Raw genomic sequence first — 18,807 nt, 5'->3', positions numbered from 1 at the left:
CCCAAATCAGAGATTTGCAAATCTCTTTGTGCTGTTGCTTAGCTGGTCTGTAACCTTGTTGTTCTCTCCCATTGCTTCGCTGATACCCTGAATCTGTCCGACAATCTCGGAAGAATTTGCTGCCGAAAGGTTGATTGCCTGAGTACTCTCTTTTACAGACTCAGTAATGGATTCAACTGAGTCAGCCATCTTATCCATGATTGTGTTAAGGTTATCTGCTTTTCTGTTAAATTTATCAAGGATATCATCCATGACAACCGCGGTATTTTCATACTTATCGCTGGTCTCAACGAATGTATCATAGTCATTCAATACGTCATTATTTATAAACTCTATAACATCCATGGCGTTGGTTGAAAGCGTATTAACCGCTTCAGTAACTTCATTACTGATCGTCTGGATGTTTCCTGCTGTCTGTCTGCTGTTTTCGGCAAGTGCACTGATCTCTTCGGCAACAACCGCAAAGCCTTTGCCCGCTTCGCCCGCTCTTGCAGCCTCAATCGAAGCATTAAGAGCAAGAAGGTTTGTCTGTGACGCAATATCAAGGATAACCTTGGTAAGTTCATTGATCTGCGCAACCTTCTCACTGTCTTTAACGGATTTTTCAAGAACCGCACTGAGTTCTTCGACCTTCACGCCGGTATTCTCTTTCTTCTTAAGAGCTTCGTTCTTGATCTCATCGGCTTCTTTCTTGATATTCTCGGCAGTTTCTGCTCCGTTTGCAGCTTCCTGTCTGATCTCGGAAGTTGCTTCTTTAACTTCATCAAGCCTTCCCGAAATCTGGTCCGCAGTTGTCGATACGGTATCCATACTTGCGGACAGCTCTTCAAGAGCAGCCGATGTATTGGTGATATTATCGCTTGCTTTTTCAATCTTATCCGTCATTGAATCGGCAGATGTATTAAGAACAACAGAGCCATCCTTAACTTCTTTTATAATTCCCTGAAGAGTCTCAATAAAGTTATTGATACCGCCAACTATAAAGGTAAGCTCCGTGCTTGTTTTTGTTTCAATTCTGGCGGTAAGGTCACCTTCATTATTGTTGATTCCCCTGATGATCTTCTGAAGTTCAGAAACAATACCTGTTATCTTCTTACTTATTCTTGTTTCGTTAAGAACAAGACTGATAACAATTATGATTACAAATGCAACCACCAGCACTACAGTCTTTACGACCGCCTTGCCATACATCATATCAAGGTATTCTTTAAGCTCATCTCCAAGCACCGCGATTGAAGCTTCCGCAGCATCATAAGCTGCGTATACAGCCGCCTGCGCATCTATATACTGGTTTATATATATATCCATCGCTTTTGCGGCATCCGCAGCACGAAGTGCAACAACCATATCATCGGTAATGGCCAAAAAAGAATCTGTAGTCTTCTTGATCTCATCCATCTGTGCAGGACCGTTTTCCGCCTGAGTAACCAAAATACTTCCCTGCAAATATGTAAGAAGATCCGGCATCTCTTTTTCTACCGCATCAATATTTGTAAAATACACCTCATAATTCGCCGGATCGTTAGTTCCCATCGATACCGCGCCGAGCAAGGCTGAAAGATTACCGTCAATGGTTATAAGATTTTCTCTGAGTCTCGCTTCTTTACTCAAAAGCTGTATCTCATCATTACTTGCCCCAACGGAAATGCTTATAATGTTCTTCATATTTGCATCCATAATGCCTATCGCAACAATAAACATCACAAGCATAACTACATTTACAGCTAAATTCTGAAAACCGATTTTTTTGAAAAAACTAATTCCTTCTGTTCTGTTCTCTGCGCTATTATTCACTTACATGCACTCCTTTCCTCCAAAAAGAAAATACACTTCGTCATATAAGCAATTATAGCGCAATAAGAATAAATAAGTATGCGATATACCGATAATTAAGAAATTGTTTATACTCTTATTATAATTGCCAAACAATTCCCCTGATCATGCGTTTTTAATAGTCTTCGCGTTCGCTAAAGAAATCCTGTCCGTACTGTGATTCGGCAACCGTATCTGATGCAGGCATGGAAGTGCTTGCAGTTCTGTTATTCTTTAAAGCTGCTCTCTTCTCAGCCTTCTTTTTGGCTTCTATCTGTCTGGTTGTTCTCTCACCCAGCTGCTGGCGAATCTTCATAAGCTGCTCAAGTGCAGATAATTTCTTCTTTGTTTCAGAAATCTCATTTGCAAGTTCGTCCATACTCATCGTCAAAAAGTTTTGTGCATCCATTTTTAAAGTCTCCTTCCAGTTATAAAAGTGTTATGTTTCATTAGTACAAAAAAGCGGTATCTATCAACAGTTTTTTTGATAAATACCACCTTGTATTGCTATTTCAAATTGCACGTTTGTCCACGCACATGTGATAACATATATGTGAACATGTTAATTATATCATCACATTTCGTTATAGTCTATACCCTATTTGTCCCATGACATTTCGGAACTGAACCGTGCCCACAAAAGCTCACAGATCTGTATAAGATAGGTAAGTGTCATCTGGTAACGGACATCCGGACCCGGACTTTCATTCCACGAATCATCATTTTTATCGTTCTTGCGTACTATCTTTTCCAGCTGCTCCAATTCGCCTACAAGTTGCTTACGTTCCGCTATAAGTTCATCGATTGAATCAGATTCATGCATGGACTTATAACCTTCAGCCGAGATCATCATAATACGAACCTCCTACTTTATAACACACAAAAATCTTCAATAAAAAATCTACTAATATCTTATCATATTTTTTTACGTTTTTTTCTAATCTAAATATTTATTTTTTGTTAATTTATATTTACAAATTGTTAATTATACAATAAAATATTTATAGTGATTAATGGATGTGGAGGACACACTGAAATGAACCAAAGAATTTATGATCCTATTACAGGACAACCAATTACAAATAATCAGCAATCATATGATGCTGCTCAGACTATAGAATTAGACAAATTTCAGTCAGAAAACCGCGCCGGACAGGATTTCAATCAGTTTTATCAGCAGGGTTATCAGCAGAATCCTTGGGGACAGGAAAATTTCTCATTTCAGCAGCCTTTTGGCAATCCAAACGGGCAGCCTTTTGGTCAGGGATATCAGCAGCCTGCCATGAATCCATACGGACAATCATATCAGCAGCCTATGAACAATCAGTTCGGCCAGCCTATGTCAGGCGGATACGGTCAACCCATGCAGGTCATGAACAGCATGTACGGACAGCCTTATCAGATGAATATGGGACAGAATCCATATCAGGGATACGGTCAGCCCAAAAAGAATAAGTTAACTCCCCAGTCAGTTGCACTGGGTTCATCTATAGCCGCAGTGATTGTTTTGACAGCGCTGTTTTTCAGCACTACAACATCTCGTGCCAACCCGTACGATCAGAACATTATTACAAAGCAGAGTCCGACTACCACAAGTAGCCAGAGCACACCGGGACAGACTATCACAAAGTCGACTCCGGCATCTGTTAACGAATCTGCAATGTTCTCAAGTTTCAGCGTAAACGGCAAGCAGTATGCTCTCCCGATGAGCATCGACGAGCTTCTTGCCAACGGTTGGACATATGATGACAAGGAAGATGCAAACAAGACATTGTACGCCGGCGACTGTGAGACCGTAAAACTTAACTATTCGGGAAAAGGTAAGGATTCTCAGTATTTTGGAGTCATCAATCATTCCATTGATGCTCAGCCGCTTTCAAAGTGCCTTGTTTATGACTGTGATTTTTCGGATTCATTTGTAAAGCAGACAGGCGCAGAAGTAAAATTCTACAACGATAAATTTACTTTACAGAAGACTACCGTTGACGAAGTAAAGAACGAACTCGGAGAGCCCAGCAGTACCAACACAAGCGGCAATTCGGTTACTCTTACATACAGAGGAAAGGGTAAGGAAGACGAATTTAACCTTTCCGCTACATACAGCTTTGAGAACAATGTACTGACATTTATCAGTATCCGTAACAAGACAATGCCTGCAGATTTCGTGCAGCCTGCCGTAAGTTCCAAGACACCTGATTACCTTGGTCTTTACAAAGCTCCTTTGACACTCGGAGATGACCTTTTATCCGGTAACTTCACTCTTGACGGAACAACCTACAATTTACCCGTTCCGTATAAGACACTTGCCGAGCAGGGCTGGACAAGCACAGGCGAATCAGAATCTGTTCCTTCAATGAACGGTGTGATTCTGACACTTAAGAAAGGCGATTTCAACATTACGGCAAAGGTGGTTAATCCCCTTCCGAACGCTGTGACACTTGATAATACAATAGTTGTGTTTATCTCAGCATTTAACAGCACACTTAATCCTCTCGACCTTACAATGGCGGGAGACATTAAGCTCGGAATGTCCAAGGCAGACCTTGAGAGTGCACTTAATGCAAAGGGAATCAAGAACTTCACATACAACGAGAAGTTCAACACTTACAAGATTCCTTTCGATCAGGCTGATAAATCGGAATTTCCTAAGGAAACCATTGAGATCTATTTAAGCGATGACAAGAATATCATCAGCAGTATCGACATCGAGCGCTACGACTGGCTCTCAGAAAAGTAAGAATTAAGTATCATATTATAAAAGATAAATCCCCTTAAGCGTCATGCTTACGGGGATTTTTAATGTCTATTCTTTATTGTATTCTCCCGACATCGGAAGGCATCTTAGGTTGATGCATAATATACATGCACCTGCTGTCGCTACTTACCTTTACTGACTTGCGGGCAATTTCTCTGAGCATTTTTGCAATAAACGTTTTCTCTCTTTTCATCTTGAATACCCTCCTTAATCCTTAAAAAGTGTTATATTCCCGCAATAATTATACTTTATATTGCGCAAATTATTCACTTCATGTAGAAAAAGCGGATATTCATGTAATTATTGCGGATTTTCACTCTCTTCTTTTCCGTACATTATTACATCAACGCCGAACTGATTTCCTTTGTCATCGATGATAACATCTCCGTCATATCCGGAAACCGCCTGTTTTATCGATGCAAGCCCTATTCCGTGATGCTCCGCATCATGTTTTGTCGAAAAGAATCTTCCGTATCTGTCTCGTCTGTTTTCATAGATACAGCTGTTCTTTATGCTGATCTTGAGCATGTTCTTTTCATAGTTCATATCAAGACGGATAAATCTGCCCTTCGGCTGAACCTTCATACATGCATCAAATGCGTTTTCCAAAAGGTTGCCTAAGATAATTACGAGGTGTTCACTCTTAAACGGAAGAACCGACGGCACAAAGGTTGATGCCTCAAATGCTATTCCTTCTTTTTTTGCTATGGAATATTTGTAATTTACAAGCGAATCAATGACTATATTGCCGCTCTTTGATATTTCTTCACTTGACCTTCCGAGCCCGTCGGCAAGAAGCTGCTGTATATAATTTACCGCTTCATCTTTTTCCCCCGACTCGACCATTCCCAAAAGACTGGCCAGATGGCTCTTCATGTCGTGCCTCGTCCTCTTTATTTCCATATAGAGCTGCTCTTGCTCTGCCGCCTGTCTGCTGCATAGTTCGAGCTGCTGGCCGTAAAGCTTATTAAGTGACTTAAGTTCGGCGTCCCTGCTCATCCACGTATATACCTCGAAGATTATGTAATTCATCATTAGGAGAAAAGCACTTGAAATAACCGCAAAGTCGTTGTACTCATGGTGATGCGTCGCTATCAGAAAAATGCGGTTTGTAAGAAATATGCTGATAAGCGGTATAGAAAGAATCATTAAAAAATATTTGAGCGGAATTTCACCGTATTTCGGCCCCTTCCATGTCTTATCCAAAGCTACTACCAGAAGAAGCATTATCAGAAGTGAAACAAAGCACACAGCGTCCCTGTTTTCTACGAAATTAATGCCGTACATCTCAACTACGATCACGGCTCCGACTTCCACAAGCATCCAGACCGCACATACGATAAATGAGAAAAAGCAGGCAATCTTTACCGACGCCTTTCTGTCCAGCATCGCAAGTGTAAAGATAAAGAGAATATTCGTAGATATCAAGACGATTGGTCTTACTATATTCGTCAGATTTGACGCCGAAGAAAAAGTAAAATACATTGCCCACACAACATATCTGACTATGTTGTTGCTGCGTTCAGGCAAGAAAACGTCCATACATTTCCGAACGATCATGATAAAAAGAAAAGCCAAGAAAACTCCAGTAATAATCGACATGTACTCACCCATTTATAAGCCCCTTCTTTCCTTATAAAACCACCTGTTATAAATCATAACATAAAAACAACGGGCTTTTTCCAATTTGTAATATTTACGGCGTTTCATGTAAGAATCGCGGTTTTTGCATATTTCAGAAAAAAAATGTATACTTTCTTAGACAATATTGAATAATGATTACTAATCCTGCACTTTTGTTACTTACTTTGATTTTTTACCCGATTTTTGGAGGTAGGATATGATTAAGATTGCAATTTGTGATGACGATGTAAAGCTTTCCGGCAAAATTGAAACGCTTTTAAACGGTGAGTGCCTTGCAAGAGGAATACGCCCCGAAATTGATGTTTTCTACGACGGTTCCCCACTTGCACGCAGCATCATTAAAGGCGACCGCTACAGCATAATCTTTCTCGACATCGAGATGAAAGAACTGGACGGAATAACCACAGCCCGCATGATCCGTACAATAGACAAGGACTCGCTCATAATCTACGTTTCAAACTACGAAAGCTATCTCAAGGAACTTTTTGAAGTCGAGCCTTTCAGATTTCTTTCAAAACCGATAGACGAGAAAATATTCAAAAAATACTTCTCTCAGGCTCTCACCAGAATCGACAAAGCCGAGGGCTATTTTCAGTACACCTATAACAGGAAGGTGAAAAAAACTTCAATAGGCAATATCGTTTACTTCGAAAGCAAAAACCGCGTGATAACGATTCATCTAAATGACGGCACAAGCGATGTCTTCTACGACAAATTAAACGATATTCAAAAAGAACTCGAAAGTTCAAGTCAGTATTTCTTTAGGATCCACCAGTCTTATCTTGTTAATTACAAATATGTATGCCGCATGAATTACAGTAGCATGACGATAAATTACGGCAATAACGAATTCTGTCTGAAGATCAGCGAAAACAGACAAAAAGAAGTAAGGCGAAAGATCGTCGAGATGATAGGCGACGGCAATTACACCGAATAAACCTGATTGGTTAATGGGATTTCTTTATGGACTACATATCAAAGAGACTCACAGATTATATATTAAATAAAGGCGTTATCGAAGAAAAAGATTATGATATATACAATTACGGCTTTGTGTGCTTCCTTGAAGTTGCACTGAGCACCATGACAAGTATAATCATAGCTCTTTTTCTGGGTATGCTGCGCCCGTGTCTCTTCTTTTTTCTGATTTTCATCCCGATGCGTTCGTTTGGAGGGGGGCTTCATCTAAGTAGCTACTTCGCGTGCTACATAGCTTCCTGCCTCATCCTTACCGTAACACTCCTTGCGGTAAAATATGTTACTCTTCCGCTCTTTATATCTTTTTTGATCTACCATTTCTTTGCAACCCTGATTCTCCTTACAGGTCCTGTAGATCACCCAAACAGGAATGTCGATGACTGTGAAAATGATATATTCAAAAAAAAGACGAATATAACGATCTTTGTTTCAACCGTTATATCCGTCCTTCTTCTTTTTTATAAAAACAACTCTTATCTGATGCTCGAAGCCATTGTCTTCGTTTTTCTCGGCATTACTGCAATAGCCGGGAAACTTGCACACAGATAAGCACTCATTATCAATATGTCATTATTCTGCGCACAACGTCCATATAATCACCACAATACTTCTCATAGACGCCGGTCATAGCATCCCTGAATTTCTTTCTCTCTTCGGGAGTAAGCTCGATAACCTGTGTTCCGTTGGAAACAGCGATCTTTCTTGAGCTTTCTTCTCTGTCCTTCCAAAGCTGCCTCTCATACGCCGATGATTCAAGCGCACAATCGTGTATTATATTCCTATCCTCTTCACTGAGCTTGTTCCAGATAACTTTGGAACACACCTGCAGCTCCGGAACTCTTATGTGTTCGTCGATCGTATAATACCCTGCAACCTTGTAGTGCTTCATACTCTCATATGACGGCCAGTTATTCTCGGCTCCGTCAACCAGTCCCTGTTCAAACGCCGAATATACTTCAGAATATACAACCTCTACAGGCTTAGCACCGAGAGCCTCAACCATATCCGCCATCATCGAAGATTCCTGAACTCTTATCTTCATTCCGTTTATATCTTCAATGCAGGTGATCGGCTTTGTTTTACTGTAGAAATTTCTGGCGCCCGCATCATACCATGATAGTCCGACAAGATCGTATTCATCTGTCTTTAAAAGAAACCTGTCTCCGATATCGCCTTCAAGTACTCTCCACATATGATCTGAGTCATTATACAAAAACGGCATAAGCAGAACATTCATCGAAGGTATTCTCTCTGCCAGCTGTGAAAGTGATACTCTGGCAAAAGCAATTCCGCCGTATTTCATCTGGTTTATTGCTTCCGCTTCGCTTCCAAGTTCCGCGTCATGTTTTACGATAATCTTAATCCTTCCGTTTGTTCTCTCATATACAAGATCCGCAAATTTCTGTCCACCGAGTGTAGTCGGATAATCAGCGGTCTGGTTCTCTGCATACAATAGAACGTATTCCGGAGAATTAGCTTTATCTTTTCTGTTATTAAAAAAGAATAAGACAGCGACCATAATCAAAATTATGCATGCTATCATCGCCACAATGGGCCATCTTTTTTTCATCAGTCAATGACTCCGTTTCTGTATTCACTGGGTGTCTGCCCCGTCATACGTTTAAAGACTCTCGCAAAATAATTGGCATCTCTGTAACCCGCTTCAGAACTGATATCTTTGATATTGATCGCAGGATTTGCCAAAAATTCTTTTGCCTTGCTGATTCTAAGTTCATTTAAGTATACTATAAAGCTTTTGCCGAAATTCTGCTTGAAAAGTTTGCAGAAATATACATCTGAGTACCCTAAAACTCCGGCAACGTCTTGTAGTGAAATATCTTCTTTATAGTGCTCGTCTATATATTTTTTTGCTTCACGCACTATCTCTCCAGACTTTGAGAAATCCTTTTCATCAAGATTAAAGTCTGAAGAAGGAGTGCTCTTTTTTATAGTATCTACGTTCTTTACCTCTGTTTCATATTTGTCCGCGATTGAAAATGCTTCTTCCAATACATTTATAAGTTCATTGTCCGCACCCGGTTTAAGTAAATAATCGAGCGCTCTTACTTCGATAGCTTTTTTGGCATAGCTGAATTCATCAAAAGCCGTGAGAAAGATAATACTGCATTTCTCATCAAAAGTTCTGATCTCTTCTGCGGCGTCAAGTCCATTCTTTCCGGGCATGGAAATATCAAGAAGCGCGATCTGACAATGCTTCTCTTTTACCAGCTCGACAGCCTCAACTCCGTTAGCCGCCAAAAATATCTCTATCTGATCTTTAAAAAATCCGTTTAATTTTTTTGATATAACCTGTCTCTCAATAGGCTCATCATCTGCAATCAGTACTCTATACATTCTTTAGTCTCCTCGAGTATAAATTGAATCTCCTGCACGGTAGGGAAGAATAATAATTACCTGTGTACCTTTTCCCAGAACGCTGTTAACTCTCATATCCGCGTCCTCATACATAGCCTTTATTCTCCTGAAAATGTTTCCCATGCCTATACCCATGGTACTGGTTTGTTTTCCGCCCAAGCTTCCACGTATCTCCCTAAGCTGGCTAAGTTCCATTCCCTTTCCCGTATCGGTGACGGAAATTATAAGCTTGTCAGCCTTTTTGCCAACCAAAACAGATACACTACCGCCCTCAACTTTCGGTGAAATTCCATGAATAATACAATTCTCGATTATGGGCTGCAATGTAAATGTAGGAACCATTACATTGTCTGCGTTCACCCTACAATCAACCGTATACTTAACTCTTTCCCCGAAACGCATTTTCTGCAAATACATGTAATCGGCTGCAACCTTAAGCTCCTGAGAAAGAAGTACTTCCTTCTCCTGATGCTTCAGATTATATCTAAAGAGCGAACTGAGTGCGCTTATCATCTCCTCTGTCGTCGATGCGCCCTCAAGGTTAGCCATTCCACCTATTACATTAAGAGTATTAAAAAGAAAATGCGGATTGATCTGATTCTTAAGAAGTTCCAGATTCATTGCATCAAGCTGCTTCTCTGCTTCAAGAGTCTCAACTTCTTTTGCGTGAAGCTTATCAAGAGCCTGTCTTCTCTCCTCCAAAGCACCTATGTACTCACCTGTCGCGTATTTCATCTTGTTAAAAGCAATGATCAGCTCACCAAGTTCATCCCTGTTGTTTGCGGCAACATCATCCACGTCGAAATCATTTGCCGCAATCCTTCTGGACGCATGCGCAAGCTTAAGCACAGGTTCAGTAATAGATTTATTCATCATCCTTGAAATCTCAAGTACCGTTGAAAACAGCAAAATCCCCATTATTACTGCAATCACCGGAACCATAAAAACTTTCGGTAACAGCTCATTATACTTGGCATTACCCTCTTTAAGCGTAAGGTCTATAAATCGCTGCGCGTAAGTATGCAGATAATTCTGCATATTATAAACGGCATACAATCTGCTCACATAGTCTCTTCTCGGTAATTTACCGCTAAGGACTTCATCTCTGTATCCGCAATAAACGTCATAACAGGTCTGAAGCGAAAAAAGCTGTGCATATCTGTTTTCTCCCAATCTGGAATAATTAAGCGGAATCGCATAGACAGCAGCCTTAGTCTGCTTCATCGCAAGCTTAAAAGCATCCTCGTTTTCACTGGTAGTACTGTTTACGTATTGATCGAACAATTCTTTCTCCCTGTCGATAACGGTAATTATCTCACCGCATCTGGAATTGTCCTCCATTATGTCATTAACGTCGATCATAAACAGCCTGATCAGGATCGCATCAAAGAATACTGCGACCAGGATTGTCAAAAATACACTTCCCGTGAAAAGTGATATTTTGTTTTTGATTGTGATCGTATACCAAAAGTTTTTTAAGTTTTTCATCTTTACAAAGACAGCAGCGTTATACTTACTCATAAAAGTATTATAGCGCTGCCGTCATCATTTTTCTAATATTCGTTAGTTTCTGATCTTTTTACAAAGAAAATCATAAAACTCATCTTTTTCATCACCGAGAATACGATTAGTCAACATGTATCCGTGGCTCTTGTCCGACATGACGATTATCATATTGGACTGTTTGATCGCATTTACGATTTTGTTCCACTTGATGTCTTCCTGCTTCCCGTCACTGCTGACATGAACTCCGTTATCATCAAACAAGAGCTCTACTCTTCCCGGAAGGGTCTCCAGCTGTTTAATGCTCCGTAAATAAACTAGAAAAGGCTGGATAATCGGGAACAGCATACATCCAAACATAAGCAGTGCTCTGATAAATGGTCCTGACGTTCCCCAAAACCTAATCGACAACATGATCATCGCAACTGTAAATACAACATTTACGACCCCCGCGAGTGACCTGTATGTACGAATCATGGCTATAAACCATAAATCCTTAGGCTTAACATCAGATATGTAACGATATTCCATAATTAATCACCTTATTTTGCTCCAAGCAGATTAGGTAAGAACATACTAATCTCAGGAATAAATGTAAGAAGGAGAAGTGTAACGATCATGCAAATGTAGAAAGGAAGTGTTGCCTTTACTACTTTCTCCATCTTAACCTTACCAACAGCAGAACCGATGAAAAGAACGGCTCCAACGGGAGGTGTCAAAAGTCCGATACCACAGTTAAGAACGATCATGATACCAAACTGTATGGGATCGATTCCGATTGACTGTGCAATAGGAAGAAGGATAGGTGTAGCGATCAAGATGATCGGAGCCATATCCATGATACATCCAAGTACAAGGAGAATCAGATCAATCAAAAGTGCGATAACAACAGGATTGCTTGAGAATCCTACAATCAAGTTAGCTGCAATGGCAGGAACATGAAGTGTTGTAAGGCAATAACCAAAAATACTTGATGTTGAAATAAGGATAAGTACGATTGAAAGTGTATCGATACAAGATTCCAATGTCTTCCAAACACCCTTCCAGTCAAGTCCCTTATAGATGTAAACGCTTACAATCAAGCTGTAAAGAACTGCGATAGCGGCTGACTCAGTTGCTGTAAATACACCGCCTACAACACCAAATACTACGATAATAACTGCAGCAAGTGCCCAGAATGAAGTTCCAAGCTGCTTTAAGAGACGAACAATGCTGAACTTTTCTCCCTTGGGATAATGTCTCTTCTTAGAAATAATATATGATCCAACCATGAGTGATATTGCAAGAATTGCTCCCGGTATATATCCTGCAAGGAACAAACTTCCTATAGAGATACCGCCGGCACTCATGGCATAAATTACCATGTTATGACTGGGAGGAACAAGAAGTCCCTCACATGATGATGTAATTGTTACTGCTGTTGAGAAATCATCATCATAGCCTTCTTCGACCATCATAGGAATGAGAATACTTCCAAGTGATGCAGTATCAGCAGCTGCCGATCCTGAAATACCACCAAAGAAATATGAAGCAACGATATTAACCATCGCCATTCCACCGGTCATCCAACCAACACAAGCGTTGGCCAAAGCAATAAGCTTTTCAGAAATACCACCGGTACCCATAAGGCATCCCATTGTAATAAAGAACGGAATTGCCATCATACTAAACGAATTGATTCCCTTAACCATCTGCTGACAGATGCTTGTAAGAGGGAGTCCCTGATACATTAAACAAAAAAGTGAAGATAATGCCACTGCATAAGCAATCTGAAATCTGAGCATAATCATTATAAGAAAGCTCACAAGCAATACTGCAATAGCTGTTGAATTTACTGCCATTACTTATTTCCCTCCTTTAATACTATGCGTTTGATATCATTGTAAATTGCCTCAAGTTCAAATACAAACATAGCAACACCTGCTACAGGAATTGGGAAATACAACCAGAACTTTGAAAGTGAAGGCATACTAACATATGATCCCTTCGCTCCGATTGTTGAAGCATACCCCCATCCAATCACGATCATAACGATTGCAAGGCCAAGTACACAAATATCATTAAGGATATCGAGTGCCTGTATAAGTTTCTTAGGTAAGTAAACGTCCAATGCTGTCATTCTTATATGAGCACCGCGTCTGATGGCTAATGCTGCAGATAATACAGCCATATAAGCCATAAGTGTAAGTACAATCTCCTCGCTCCATGCAGGATCCGGAATGAAAGAAATATATCTTCCTGCAACACTCATCGAGGTGATCAGGATATCTGCAATAAGCAAGAGTTTGCAGATAAAAAGCATAATCTTATATGTTACGTCATATAAAACTTTGATCTTATCTACCTGTTTAAAAAAGCCTTCCATAATTCCTCTTTTCTTCTAAAAAGGGCATGGAGAAGGGATACCCTCCCCATGCCGGCGTTAAATAATAAATTGATAAGTTACAACTAAAGGTGGTAAAAAATTACTGCATATCAAGGATCTGCTGGTAAACGTCTTCCTTGCCCTTTATGTTCTCTTCAACAACTTTCTTAACAGCGTCCTGCCAAGGCTTGATATCCTCAACTTCTGTGATCTTTGTTCCGTTAGCCTTAAGCTGCTCAAGTACTTCCTTCTCCTTCTCTTCTGAGATTGAACGGTTGTACTTAGAAGCCTCTTCACCGGCTGCCATAAGGATATCCTGCTGATCAGCTGAAAGCTTGTTCCAAGCGTCATCTGTGATGATAACCTGGATAGCACCAAGTGTGTGTCCATCAAGGATCATGTTGCCTGCAACTTCGTTGAATGAGTTTGATGCATAGTTTGCGATAGGCTGCTCAGCACCATCAACTACACCTGTCTGAAGTGCACCATAGAGCTCTGTGAAAGCAACTACTGTAGGAGAAGCACCAAGACCTTCTACAAGACCGTTCATAACAGGGTCGTTAGAAACACGAAGCTTTAATCCCTTAAGAGAATCGATACCTGAGATTTCCTTTGTTGTGAAGAAATGACGGAAACCTTCCTCACCATAGAAAAGTCCTCTTACACCGCTTCCGTTCTCTGAGGGCTCAAGCAAGAACTGCTTAGCAAGATCAGATGTAGCGAAGTTCCAGAAATGCTCACGGCTTACAAATGTGTAAGGAAGTGAAAGGAGCATTGATGACTCTCCGCCGTAGCTTGTAAGTGAGAAAGCGGAAATTCTTGCAAGATCGATTGTTCCGCCGCCACCAAGCATTGTATCAAGAACGTCCTGCTCAGCACCAAGAACCTGGTTAGCCTGAAGATCGATGATGATTGATCCATTTGATCTCTTCTCAACTTCTTCTTTGAACTTTGCATCTGTCATACCTGAAATAGAATCAAGAGGGTTAACCTCAGCCATAACAAGTGTGATTGCGTCCTTAGCAGGCTCTGCCGGAGCGTCAGCTGCCTGTGCATCAGATGCCTGTGCGTCAGCTGCAGGCTGTGCTGCGGGTGTCTCAGGTGCTGATACACCACAAGCTGTCATTGATACAACTGTTGCTACTGTTAATAGTGTCGAAATAAGTTTCTTCTTCATTTTTTACCTCCCTAAAATAAAAAAAATAATGACATAGTCTATTCGACAATGTCATTATAGTTGATTACACGTATATAAAAAAGCGGATAATTTTAATATTATCTAGCACTTTTTTTACATTTTTGTTATCAATCGAAATCAGATACGGAAAATACGGGTGTCGGATTGGTCAATCCGTCACATATTCCATCACTTAACTTCTCTGTAGCGGGGCCGTTTTCATAGCCCACATAACTCTGAATAACCTTGAAATCCTCAGAAGGTTGTACCTCTTCCTCCTGCACGGGACGTGCATTTATCGGCTGAATATTCCTTACAGGCTGCTGCTCACGGTAAAACTGCGGCTGCATGGGCTGTCCGTTTACAACCTGCCCCTGATAGAATTGTCCTTGTTCCTGCATAAACTGCCTGTTTCCGGCCATCTGCTGCCCCTGATAGAACTGAGGCTGCATAAACTGTCCGTTCGCTACCGGCTGCCTCATAGGATAAAATTGTACTTGCATGGGATTCATACCAAAGTATCCGCCATTCATCATCTGCCCCGGCATCATGCCCGGTCTGAGCGGAAGATCCTTTGTTGAAATACGCTTAACATATAAAATAGCCTTTATGACCATAAACAGCTCAAGTCCGATAAATACAAGCATTGTAAGAGTATGTTCCGTCGAAAGACAAAAATCATACAATCCGTGAAGTCCGACAGGTATCCAGAACGCCTTCTGTGTATTGGCATTTCTCTTGTCAAACCTTCCCCTGCACTCATATCCTTTGGCAAGTCCGTAATATGCGCCCATAAACACGCCGAATATGCAGTGTCCGGGAACCGAAAGTACCGCGCGCATAAGTCCCGTCATAAATCCAAACTGAAATACGTACATAACATTCTCAATCGTCGCAAAGCCCAGAGATGCGCACACTGAGTAAACTATTCCGTCGAAAGCAAAGTTAAACTCTTCATTATTCCAGGTACACTTCTTTAAAACGAAGTATTTACCTGCTTCTTCAGCCACACCGATTACAAGGAAATTTTCTATAAGATGATAAACAACGTTCTGCTTAGGAAAGACCATATCAAGGACAAGGATTCCAAAATATTCCAAAGCCACCGCACTTACCGTTGTCAGCGCCCCGAAAAAGAACACTGCCGCCATAAGTCCCAGAGGCTCTTTCTCGACTTTGTCCGCCTTGTAGATAATACATAACAAAACAGCTGCCGGTAAAACAGCCAGAATCGCCAAAACTATATCCATTAGAATCAATCCCCTTCTCTTATAAGCAAATGTTAAAAATAATTTTAAAGCTCTTTTAAAAAAAGTATTATATTTGCACCAGAATGTCAATAATTAATCGCAGAATTATACTATAATTATCAAAAAAATTATCATATGTAACAAATATCAGACAAAAAGCCTCTTTGTCAGACTATTATCCAACAAAGAGGCATAAATCCTGTATTTATCCGTATTTCTCAAAAACACAATTTACGTATTATAGTTTATATCACACTCTTCCCGCTTTTGCAATCTCAACAAACTCAATCTTTGATACAGCCGGTGACAGATAGTCGCCCAAAATATAATCAGCGTAAATATCTTTCATCTTATCATAGTATTCAAAAGAATCCACTCCCGATACCACAACGGTCTTATTTATCTGCCTCAGCATATCCATTCTGTTCTTTAGGATAATGCCGCGCTTTGAACCTCCGGTTGTCTCCATGAAGTGCTTGATATTTACTATAACTCCGTTAAATCCGCTAAGCATATCGTACCTTACGCCCATTGAGTCGTTCTTGTAATTTCCCATAAAGATCCTGACTCCGTCCTCGCTTAGCCTCTCTATTACATAGTCCACGGAGTCCGTCTCAACATACAGGACATTGTCATTTATATCAAGCGCGATCTTGGAAAGGTCGACATTGTACTGCTTCGCATACTCTCTCACCACTCCGACAAGTTCTTTACTGATAACCTTATCCGACACCGTATGCACCATGATGAAATTTATACAATCCGGATTTTCCTCAAGTAGCTCTCCCGTAAATCTAAGGATCGAACCTATCATCCTGTTCTCTATCTCTTCCGCAAATCCCGACTTCTCGGCAACTCCCATAAACTCTGAGAAAGATATCACGCCAAGCACCGCATCGTCCAGATTAAGAAGAGCTTCCGCTCCGCATACCTTGTTTCCGCTCTTATCAAAGATCGGCCTGTATTTAACCTTAAAATAATTCTCATTCATTCCGCGGACAATAGCTTTTTCAACCTCAATCTTCCTAAGAAGAAAATCAAGATCATGGTCGATCAAAAGATTTTTGCCCGTATCCTCGATATGTGCTTCCGACAGCATCAGAATATCCTCTTCGCTGCCAAACATATCGGGCGTTCCCGCACACATTATGAGTGCGTTGATATTCATCTGGTTATCATCAAGAAGCCAACCTCTGTCAAACCTGTCTCTTATCGCATACGCAAGCTTATTGCTCTCACTCTCGTTTTCGTCCAGACACAGAATATAAAAGCAGGCAGCACCGCTTATGTACACGTCGTACTTATCAGCAACATCAAACAAATATTTTGATATCTGCTTTATTATCGAATCAAAATCCGCATATCCCGTAATATTTATATACGCATCCGCATTTTCTATGCGCACGCAGATAGTCCTAAAACTCCTGTTAAGGTCGATATAATTCTTAATATCCTGCAACAGCGCCATTCTGTTATAAAGTCCCGTTCCCGAATCAACCCTGTCGTCGTCTTTTTCCAGAATGATCATGATTCCCATAAGTCCGATCGACTCGCACAAAAGCTCACATGTGATCGTAGGGAAAAGCATCTGTATGATGACTCCCATGATCGCAAGTGACAAAAAGTACACCATTGCGCCCTTTTTAAGGTGATTTATGCTCTTCCAGTATCTCACAAGCAAAAGGACACAAAGGATAAAATAGAACGCACTTAGAATATAAGCCGCATAAACGACAGGTCCTCTGTGGAACACAAGATCTGATTGCGCCGTAAACGCAAGTTGTGTCATGGGATTAGAGAAAAGAACAGTCTCAAGAACAACCATCGGAATCGCAAATGCAACACGGAATCTTTTTGAAAAAAGATGCAAAATACCGCAGACTACGATTATGTAATACAACAGGACGGGCATCATCAAGAAATGCGTCGCGTAATAAATGTATTTGCTCAGATAACATACGAAGAACTTGACCGCATAAGGAAAATCATAGTTATAGGCAGTATAAGAAGCGATACCTGTACAGGAATCAAAAAGAACTATCGAAAGAAGCGCAAGTAATAAAGTGTTCTTAAGACTTTTCTTTTTCCTGATCACTATCGCACAAAAGATACTTGTTAAACTGACTATCAACGCCGCTATACAAAACGTAAGTCCGCCGTTTGGATTACCTTCAATCATAGTGTTATTCCTTTGAATCAAAAAAGTTCCTAAGTGTTTCCAACAGTTTTTCTTTGTCTATAGTCTTCAAAAGATAATCGGCAGGTTTAAGAGCAAGTACTTCGGTAACGCTCTTTTTGTCATTTTTTCCCGTAAGAAACATAATGGGTATTCCGCTTGAAAAAGACTCTTTCTTAAGCATCTCCATTACTTTCGGTCCGTCTATTACAGGCATATCATAATCAAGAAGTATAAGGTCGGCCTTGTTGTTTGCAAGCCACGCAACCGCCTGTGCGCCTGAGTTTGCGACTCCGACTCTGAAATCATCCTTAAGCCACTCTCTCAGCATCTGAAGATAAGTGAAATCATCATCTACAATAAGGATGCATTTCCTCTTCATCTGAATGTACTCATCATCGGTAACGATAAATATCTTACCGAGCAGCTCATCCATATCAAGAGGCCTCGTAAGCTCGCACGCGATGTCCTCTTTTGGTATAAATCTGTGGATGAACTTGAACGCATCGTTATCGCCAATTATTATGACGATCATATTCTCTTCAATGCACAGATCCTTGAAGTATATGATTGCATCCTGATGCTCCACAAAATCAGAATCCGTATAAAGAATCGCAAGACTCGCATCGTCCTTGTTGGCACTGATATCAGATATTGAATATGATGACTCAGCCACAGCAAAATGATTATCGGACAAGCTCTTTTTAATTGCATTCACCATGAACGTCTTATCATTTCTGACTAAAAGAATTTTTTTATCAAACATTCCTT

18 protein-coding genes are annotated in these 18,807 nt (G+C 40.5%); 3 read left to right on the top strand and 15 right to left on the bottom strand.

Going from position 1 to position 18,807, the window contains the following annotated elements:
- Positions 1-6 precede the first annotated feature (6 nt).
- The 3 genes from BM398_RS12975 to BM398_RS12965 form a co-directional block, all read right to left on the bottom strand.
- The gene (locus BM398_RS12975) at positions 7-1,794 is read right to left on the bottom strand and encodes a methyl-accepting chemotaxis protein (protein WP_092338070.1); all 1,788 of its coding nucleotides are present in this window, start codon (positions 1,792-1,794) and stop codon (positions 7-9) included.
- 154 nt (positions 1,795-1,948) lie between these two features.
- The gene (locus BM398_RS12970; RefSeq protein WP_092338068.1) at positions 1,949-2,221 is read right to left on the bottom strand and encodes a hypothetical protein; all 273 of its coding nucleotides are present in this window, start codon (positions 2,219-2,221) and stop codon (positions 1,949-1,951) included.
- A 189-nt stretch (positions 2,222-2,410) separates the two neighbouring features.
- Entirely contained in the window at positions 2,411-2,665 is a 255-nt protein-coding gene (locus tag BM398_RS12965; protein WP_092338066.1) for a hypothetical protein, read from the bottom strand.
- Between the two features lie 183 nt (positions 2,666-2,848).
- On the opposite strand from BM398_RS12965, the gene BM398_RS12960 reads away from it, so the two are divergent.
- A complete protein-coding gene (locus tag BM398_RS12960; RefSeq protein WP_092338064.1) occupies positions 2,849-4,549 on the top strand; it encodes a hypothetical protein in 1,701 nt (566 codons plus the stop codon).
- Between the two features lie 73 nt (positions 4,550-4,622).
- Here BM398_RS12960 and BM398_RS12955 read toward each other — a convergent pair whose 3' ends face one another.
- Together BM398_RS12955 and BM398_RS12950 are read right to left on the bottom strand one after the other, a co-directional pair.
- Positions 4,623-4,760 carry a cyclic lactone autoinducer peptide gene (locus tag BM398_RS12955; protein WP_092338062.1) on the bottom strand — a complete coding sequence of 46 codons (138 nt, stop codon included), beginning with the start codon at positions 4,758-4,760 and terminating at the stop codon, positions 4,623-4,625.
- A 107-nt stretch (positions 4,761-4,867) separates the two neighbouring features.
- Complete coding sequence (locus BM398_RS12950; protein ID WP_092338060.1) at positions 4,868-6,181, bottom strand: sensor histidine kinase; 1,314 nt, start codon at positions 6,179-6,181, stop codon at positions 4,868-4,870.
- A gap of 226 nt (positions 6,182-6,407) precedes the next feature.
- Between BM398_RS12950 and BM398_RS12945 the strand changes: the two genes are divergently transcribed.
- Positions 6,408-7,148, top strand: a complete 741-nt coding sequence (locus BM398_RS12945) for a LytR/AlgR family response regulator transcription factor (protein WP_092338058.1) — start codon at positions 6,408-6,410, stop codon at positions 7,146-7,148.
- Between the two features lie 26 nt (positions 7,149-7,174).
- Positions 7,175-7,738: an accessory gene regulator B family protein gene (locus BM398_RS12940; protein WP_092338056.1), complete on the top strand. Its 564-nt coding sequence runs from the start codon at positions 7,175-7,177 to the stop codon at positions 7,736-7,738.
- A 10-nt stretch (positions 7,739-7,748) separates the two neighbouring features.
- On the opposite strand, the gene BM398_RS12935 is transcribed toward BM398_RS12940, so the two are convergent.
- The 10 genes from BM398_RS12935 to BM398_RS12890 form a co-directional block, all read right to left on the bottom strand.
- Positions 7,749-8,759: a TRAP transporter substrate-binding protein gene (locus tag BM398_RS12935; RefSeq protein ID WP_092338054.1), complete on the bottom strand. Its 1,011-nt coding sequence runs from the start codon at positions 8,757-8,759 to the stop codon at positions 7,749-7,751.
- Complete coding sequence (locus BM398_RS12930; protein ID WP_092338052.1) at positions 8,759-9,544, bottom strand: response regulator transcription factor; 786 nt, start codon at positions 9,542-9,544, stop codon at positions 8,759-8,761. Before BM398_RS12930 ends, BM398_RS12935 begins: the two co-directional genes overlap by 1 nt.
- A gap of 3 nt (positions 9,545-9,547) precedes the next feature.
- On the bottom strand, positions 9,548-11,086 hold the full coding sequence (locus BM398_RS12925; RefSeq protein ID WP_242827147.1) for a sensor histidine kinase: 1,539 nt from the start codon (positions 11,084-11,086) through the stop codon (positions 9,548-9,550).
- 42 nt (positions 11,087-11,128) lie between these two features.
- Positions 11,129-11,599, bottom strand: coding sequence for a YcxB family protein (locus BM398_RS12920; protein WP_092338050.1), 471 nt, complete (start codon positions 11,597-11,599; stop codon positions 11,129-11,131).
- A gap of 11 nt (positions 11,600-11,610) precedes the next feature.
- Positions 11,611-12,909: a TRAP transporter large permease gene (locus tag BM398_RS12915; RefSeq protein ID WP_092338048.1), complete on the bottom strand. Its 1,299-nt coding sequence runs from the start codon at positions 12,907-12,909 to the stop codon at positions 11,611-11,613.
- The gene (locus BM398_RS12910; protein ID WP_092338046.1) at positions 12,909-13,433 is read right to left on the bottom strand and encodes a TRAP transporter small permease; all 525 of its coding nucleotides are present in this window, start codon (positions 13,431-13,433) and stop codon (positions 12,909-12,911) included. Before BM398_RS12910 ends, BM398_RS12915 begins: the two co-directional genes overlap by 1 nt.
- Before the next feature lie 100 nt (positions 13,434-13,533).
- A complete protein-coding gene (locus BM398_RS12905) occupies positions 13,534-14,610 on the bottom strand; it encodes a TRAP transporter substrate-binding protein (RefSeq protein ID WP_026655121.1) in 1,077 nt (358 codons plus the stop codon).
- Positions 14,611-14,738: 128 nt separating this feature from the next.
- Positions 14,739-15,860: a PrsW family intramembrane metalloprotease gene (locus tag BM398_RS12900; RefSeq protein WP_092338044.1), complete on the bottom strand. Its 1,122-nt coding sequence runs from the start codon at positions 15,858-15,860 to the stop codon at positions 14,739-14,741.
- A gap of 250 nt (positions 15,861-16,110) precedes the next feature.
- Entirely contained in the window at positions 16,111-18,039 is a 1,929-nt protein-coding gene (locus BM398_RS12895) for an EAL domain-containing protein (RefSeq protein ID WP_092338042.1), read from the bottom strand.
- A 4-nt stretch (positions 18,040-18,043) separates the two neighbouring features.
- A complete protein-coding gene (locus BM398_RS12890; protein ID WP_092338040.1) occupies positions 18,044-18,802 on the bottom strand; it encodes a response regulator in 759 nt (252 codons plus the stop codon).
- Positions 18,803-18,807: the final 5 nt, after the last annotated feature.

It is taken from the genome of Butyrivibrio sp. M55 (genome assembly GCF_900116865.1).
Lineage (GTDB): Bacteria > Bacillota > Clostridia > Lachnospirales > Lachnospiraceae > Butyrivibrio.
The sequence above is the reverse complement of the archived record's forward strand: the minus strand, read 5'-3'. Positions and strand labels throughout refer to the sequence as shown.

What these genes read in the sequence shown, in the direction of transcription:
- BM398_RS12970 (WP_092338068.1), bottom strand. Translation starts at nt 2,221, where the DNA reads ATGGATGCACAAAACTTTTTGACGATGAGTATGGACGAACTTGCAAAT.
- BM398_RS12965 (WP_092338066.1), bottom strand. Translation starts at nt 2,665, where the DNA reads ATGATGATCTCGGCTGAAGGTTATAAGTCCATGCATGAATCTGATTCA.
- BM398_RS12960 (WP_092338064.1), top strand. Translation starts at nt 2,849, where the DNA reads ATGAACCAAAGAATTTATGATCCTATTACAGGACAACCAATTACAAAT.
- BM398_RS12955 (WP_092338062.1), bottom strand. Translation starts at nt 4,760, where the DNA reads ATGAAAAGAGAGAAAACGTTTATTGCAAAAATGCTCAGAGAAATTGCC.
- BM398_RS12950 (WP_092338060.1), bottom strand. Translation starts at nt 6,181, where the DNA reads ATGGGTGAGTACATGTCGATTATTACTGGAGTTTTCTTGGCTTTTCTT.
- BM398_RS12945 (WP_092338058.1), top strand. Translation starts at nt 6,408, where the DNA reads ATGATTAAGATTGCAATTTGTGATGACGATGTAAAGCTTTCCGGCAAA.
- BM398_RS12940 (WP_092338056.1), top strand. Translation starts at nt 7,175, where the DNA reads ATGGACTACATATCAAAGAGACTCACAGATTATATATTAAATAAAGGC.
- BM398_RS12935 (WP_092338054.1), bottom strand. Translation starts at nt 8,759, where the DNA reads ATGAAAAAAAGATGGCCCATTGTGGCGATGATAGCATGCATAATTTTG.
- BM398_RS12930 (WP_092338052.1), bottom strand. Translation starts at nt 9,544, where the DNA reads ATGTATAGAGTACTGATTGCAGATGATGAGCCTATTGAGAGACAGGTT.
- BM398_RS12925 (WP_242827147.1), bottom strand. Translation starts at nt 11,086, where the DNA reads ATGAGTAAGTATAACGCTGCTGTCTTTGTAAAGATGAAAAACTTAAAA.
- BM398_RS12920 (WP_092338050.1), bottom strand. Translation starts at nt 11,599, where the DNA reads ATGGAATATCGTTACATATCTGATGTTAAGCCTAAGGATTTATGGTTT.
- BM398_RS12915 (WP_092338048.1), bottom strand. Translation starts at nt 12,909, where the DNA reads ATGGCAGTAAATTCAACAGCTATTGCAGTATTGCTTGTGAGCTTTCTT.
- BM398_RS12910 (WP_092338046.1), bottom strand. Translation starts at nt 13,433, where the DNA reads ATGGAAGGCTTTTTTAAACAGGTAGATAAGATCAAAGTTTTATATGAC.
- BM398_RS12905 (WP_026655121.1), bottom strand. Translation starts at nt 14,610, where the DNA reads ATGAAGAAGAAACTTATTTCGACACTATTAACAGTAGCAACAGTTGTA.
- BM398_RS12900 (WP_092338044.1), bottom strand. Translation starts at nt 15,860, where the DNA reads ATGGATATAGTTTTGGCGATTCTGGCTGTTTTACCGGCAGCTGTTTTG.
- BM398_RS12895 (WP_092338042.1), bottom strand. Translation starts at nt 18,039, where the DNA reads ATGATTGAAGGTAATCCAAACGGCGGACTTACGTTTTGTATAGCGGCG.
- BM398_RS12890 (WP_092338040.1), bottom strand. Translation starts at nt 18,802, where the DNA reads ATGTTTGATAAAAAAATTCTTTTAGTCAGAAATGATAAGACGTTCATG.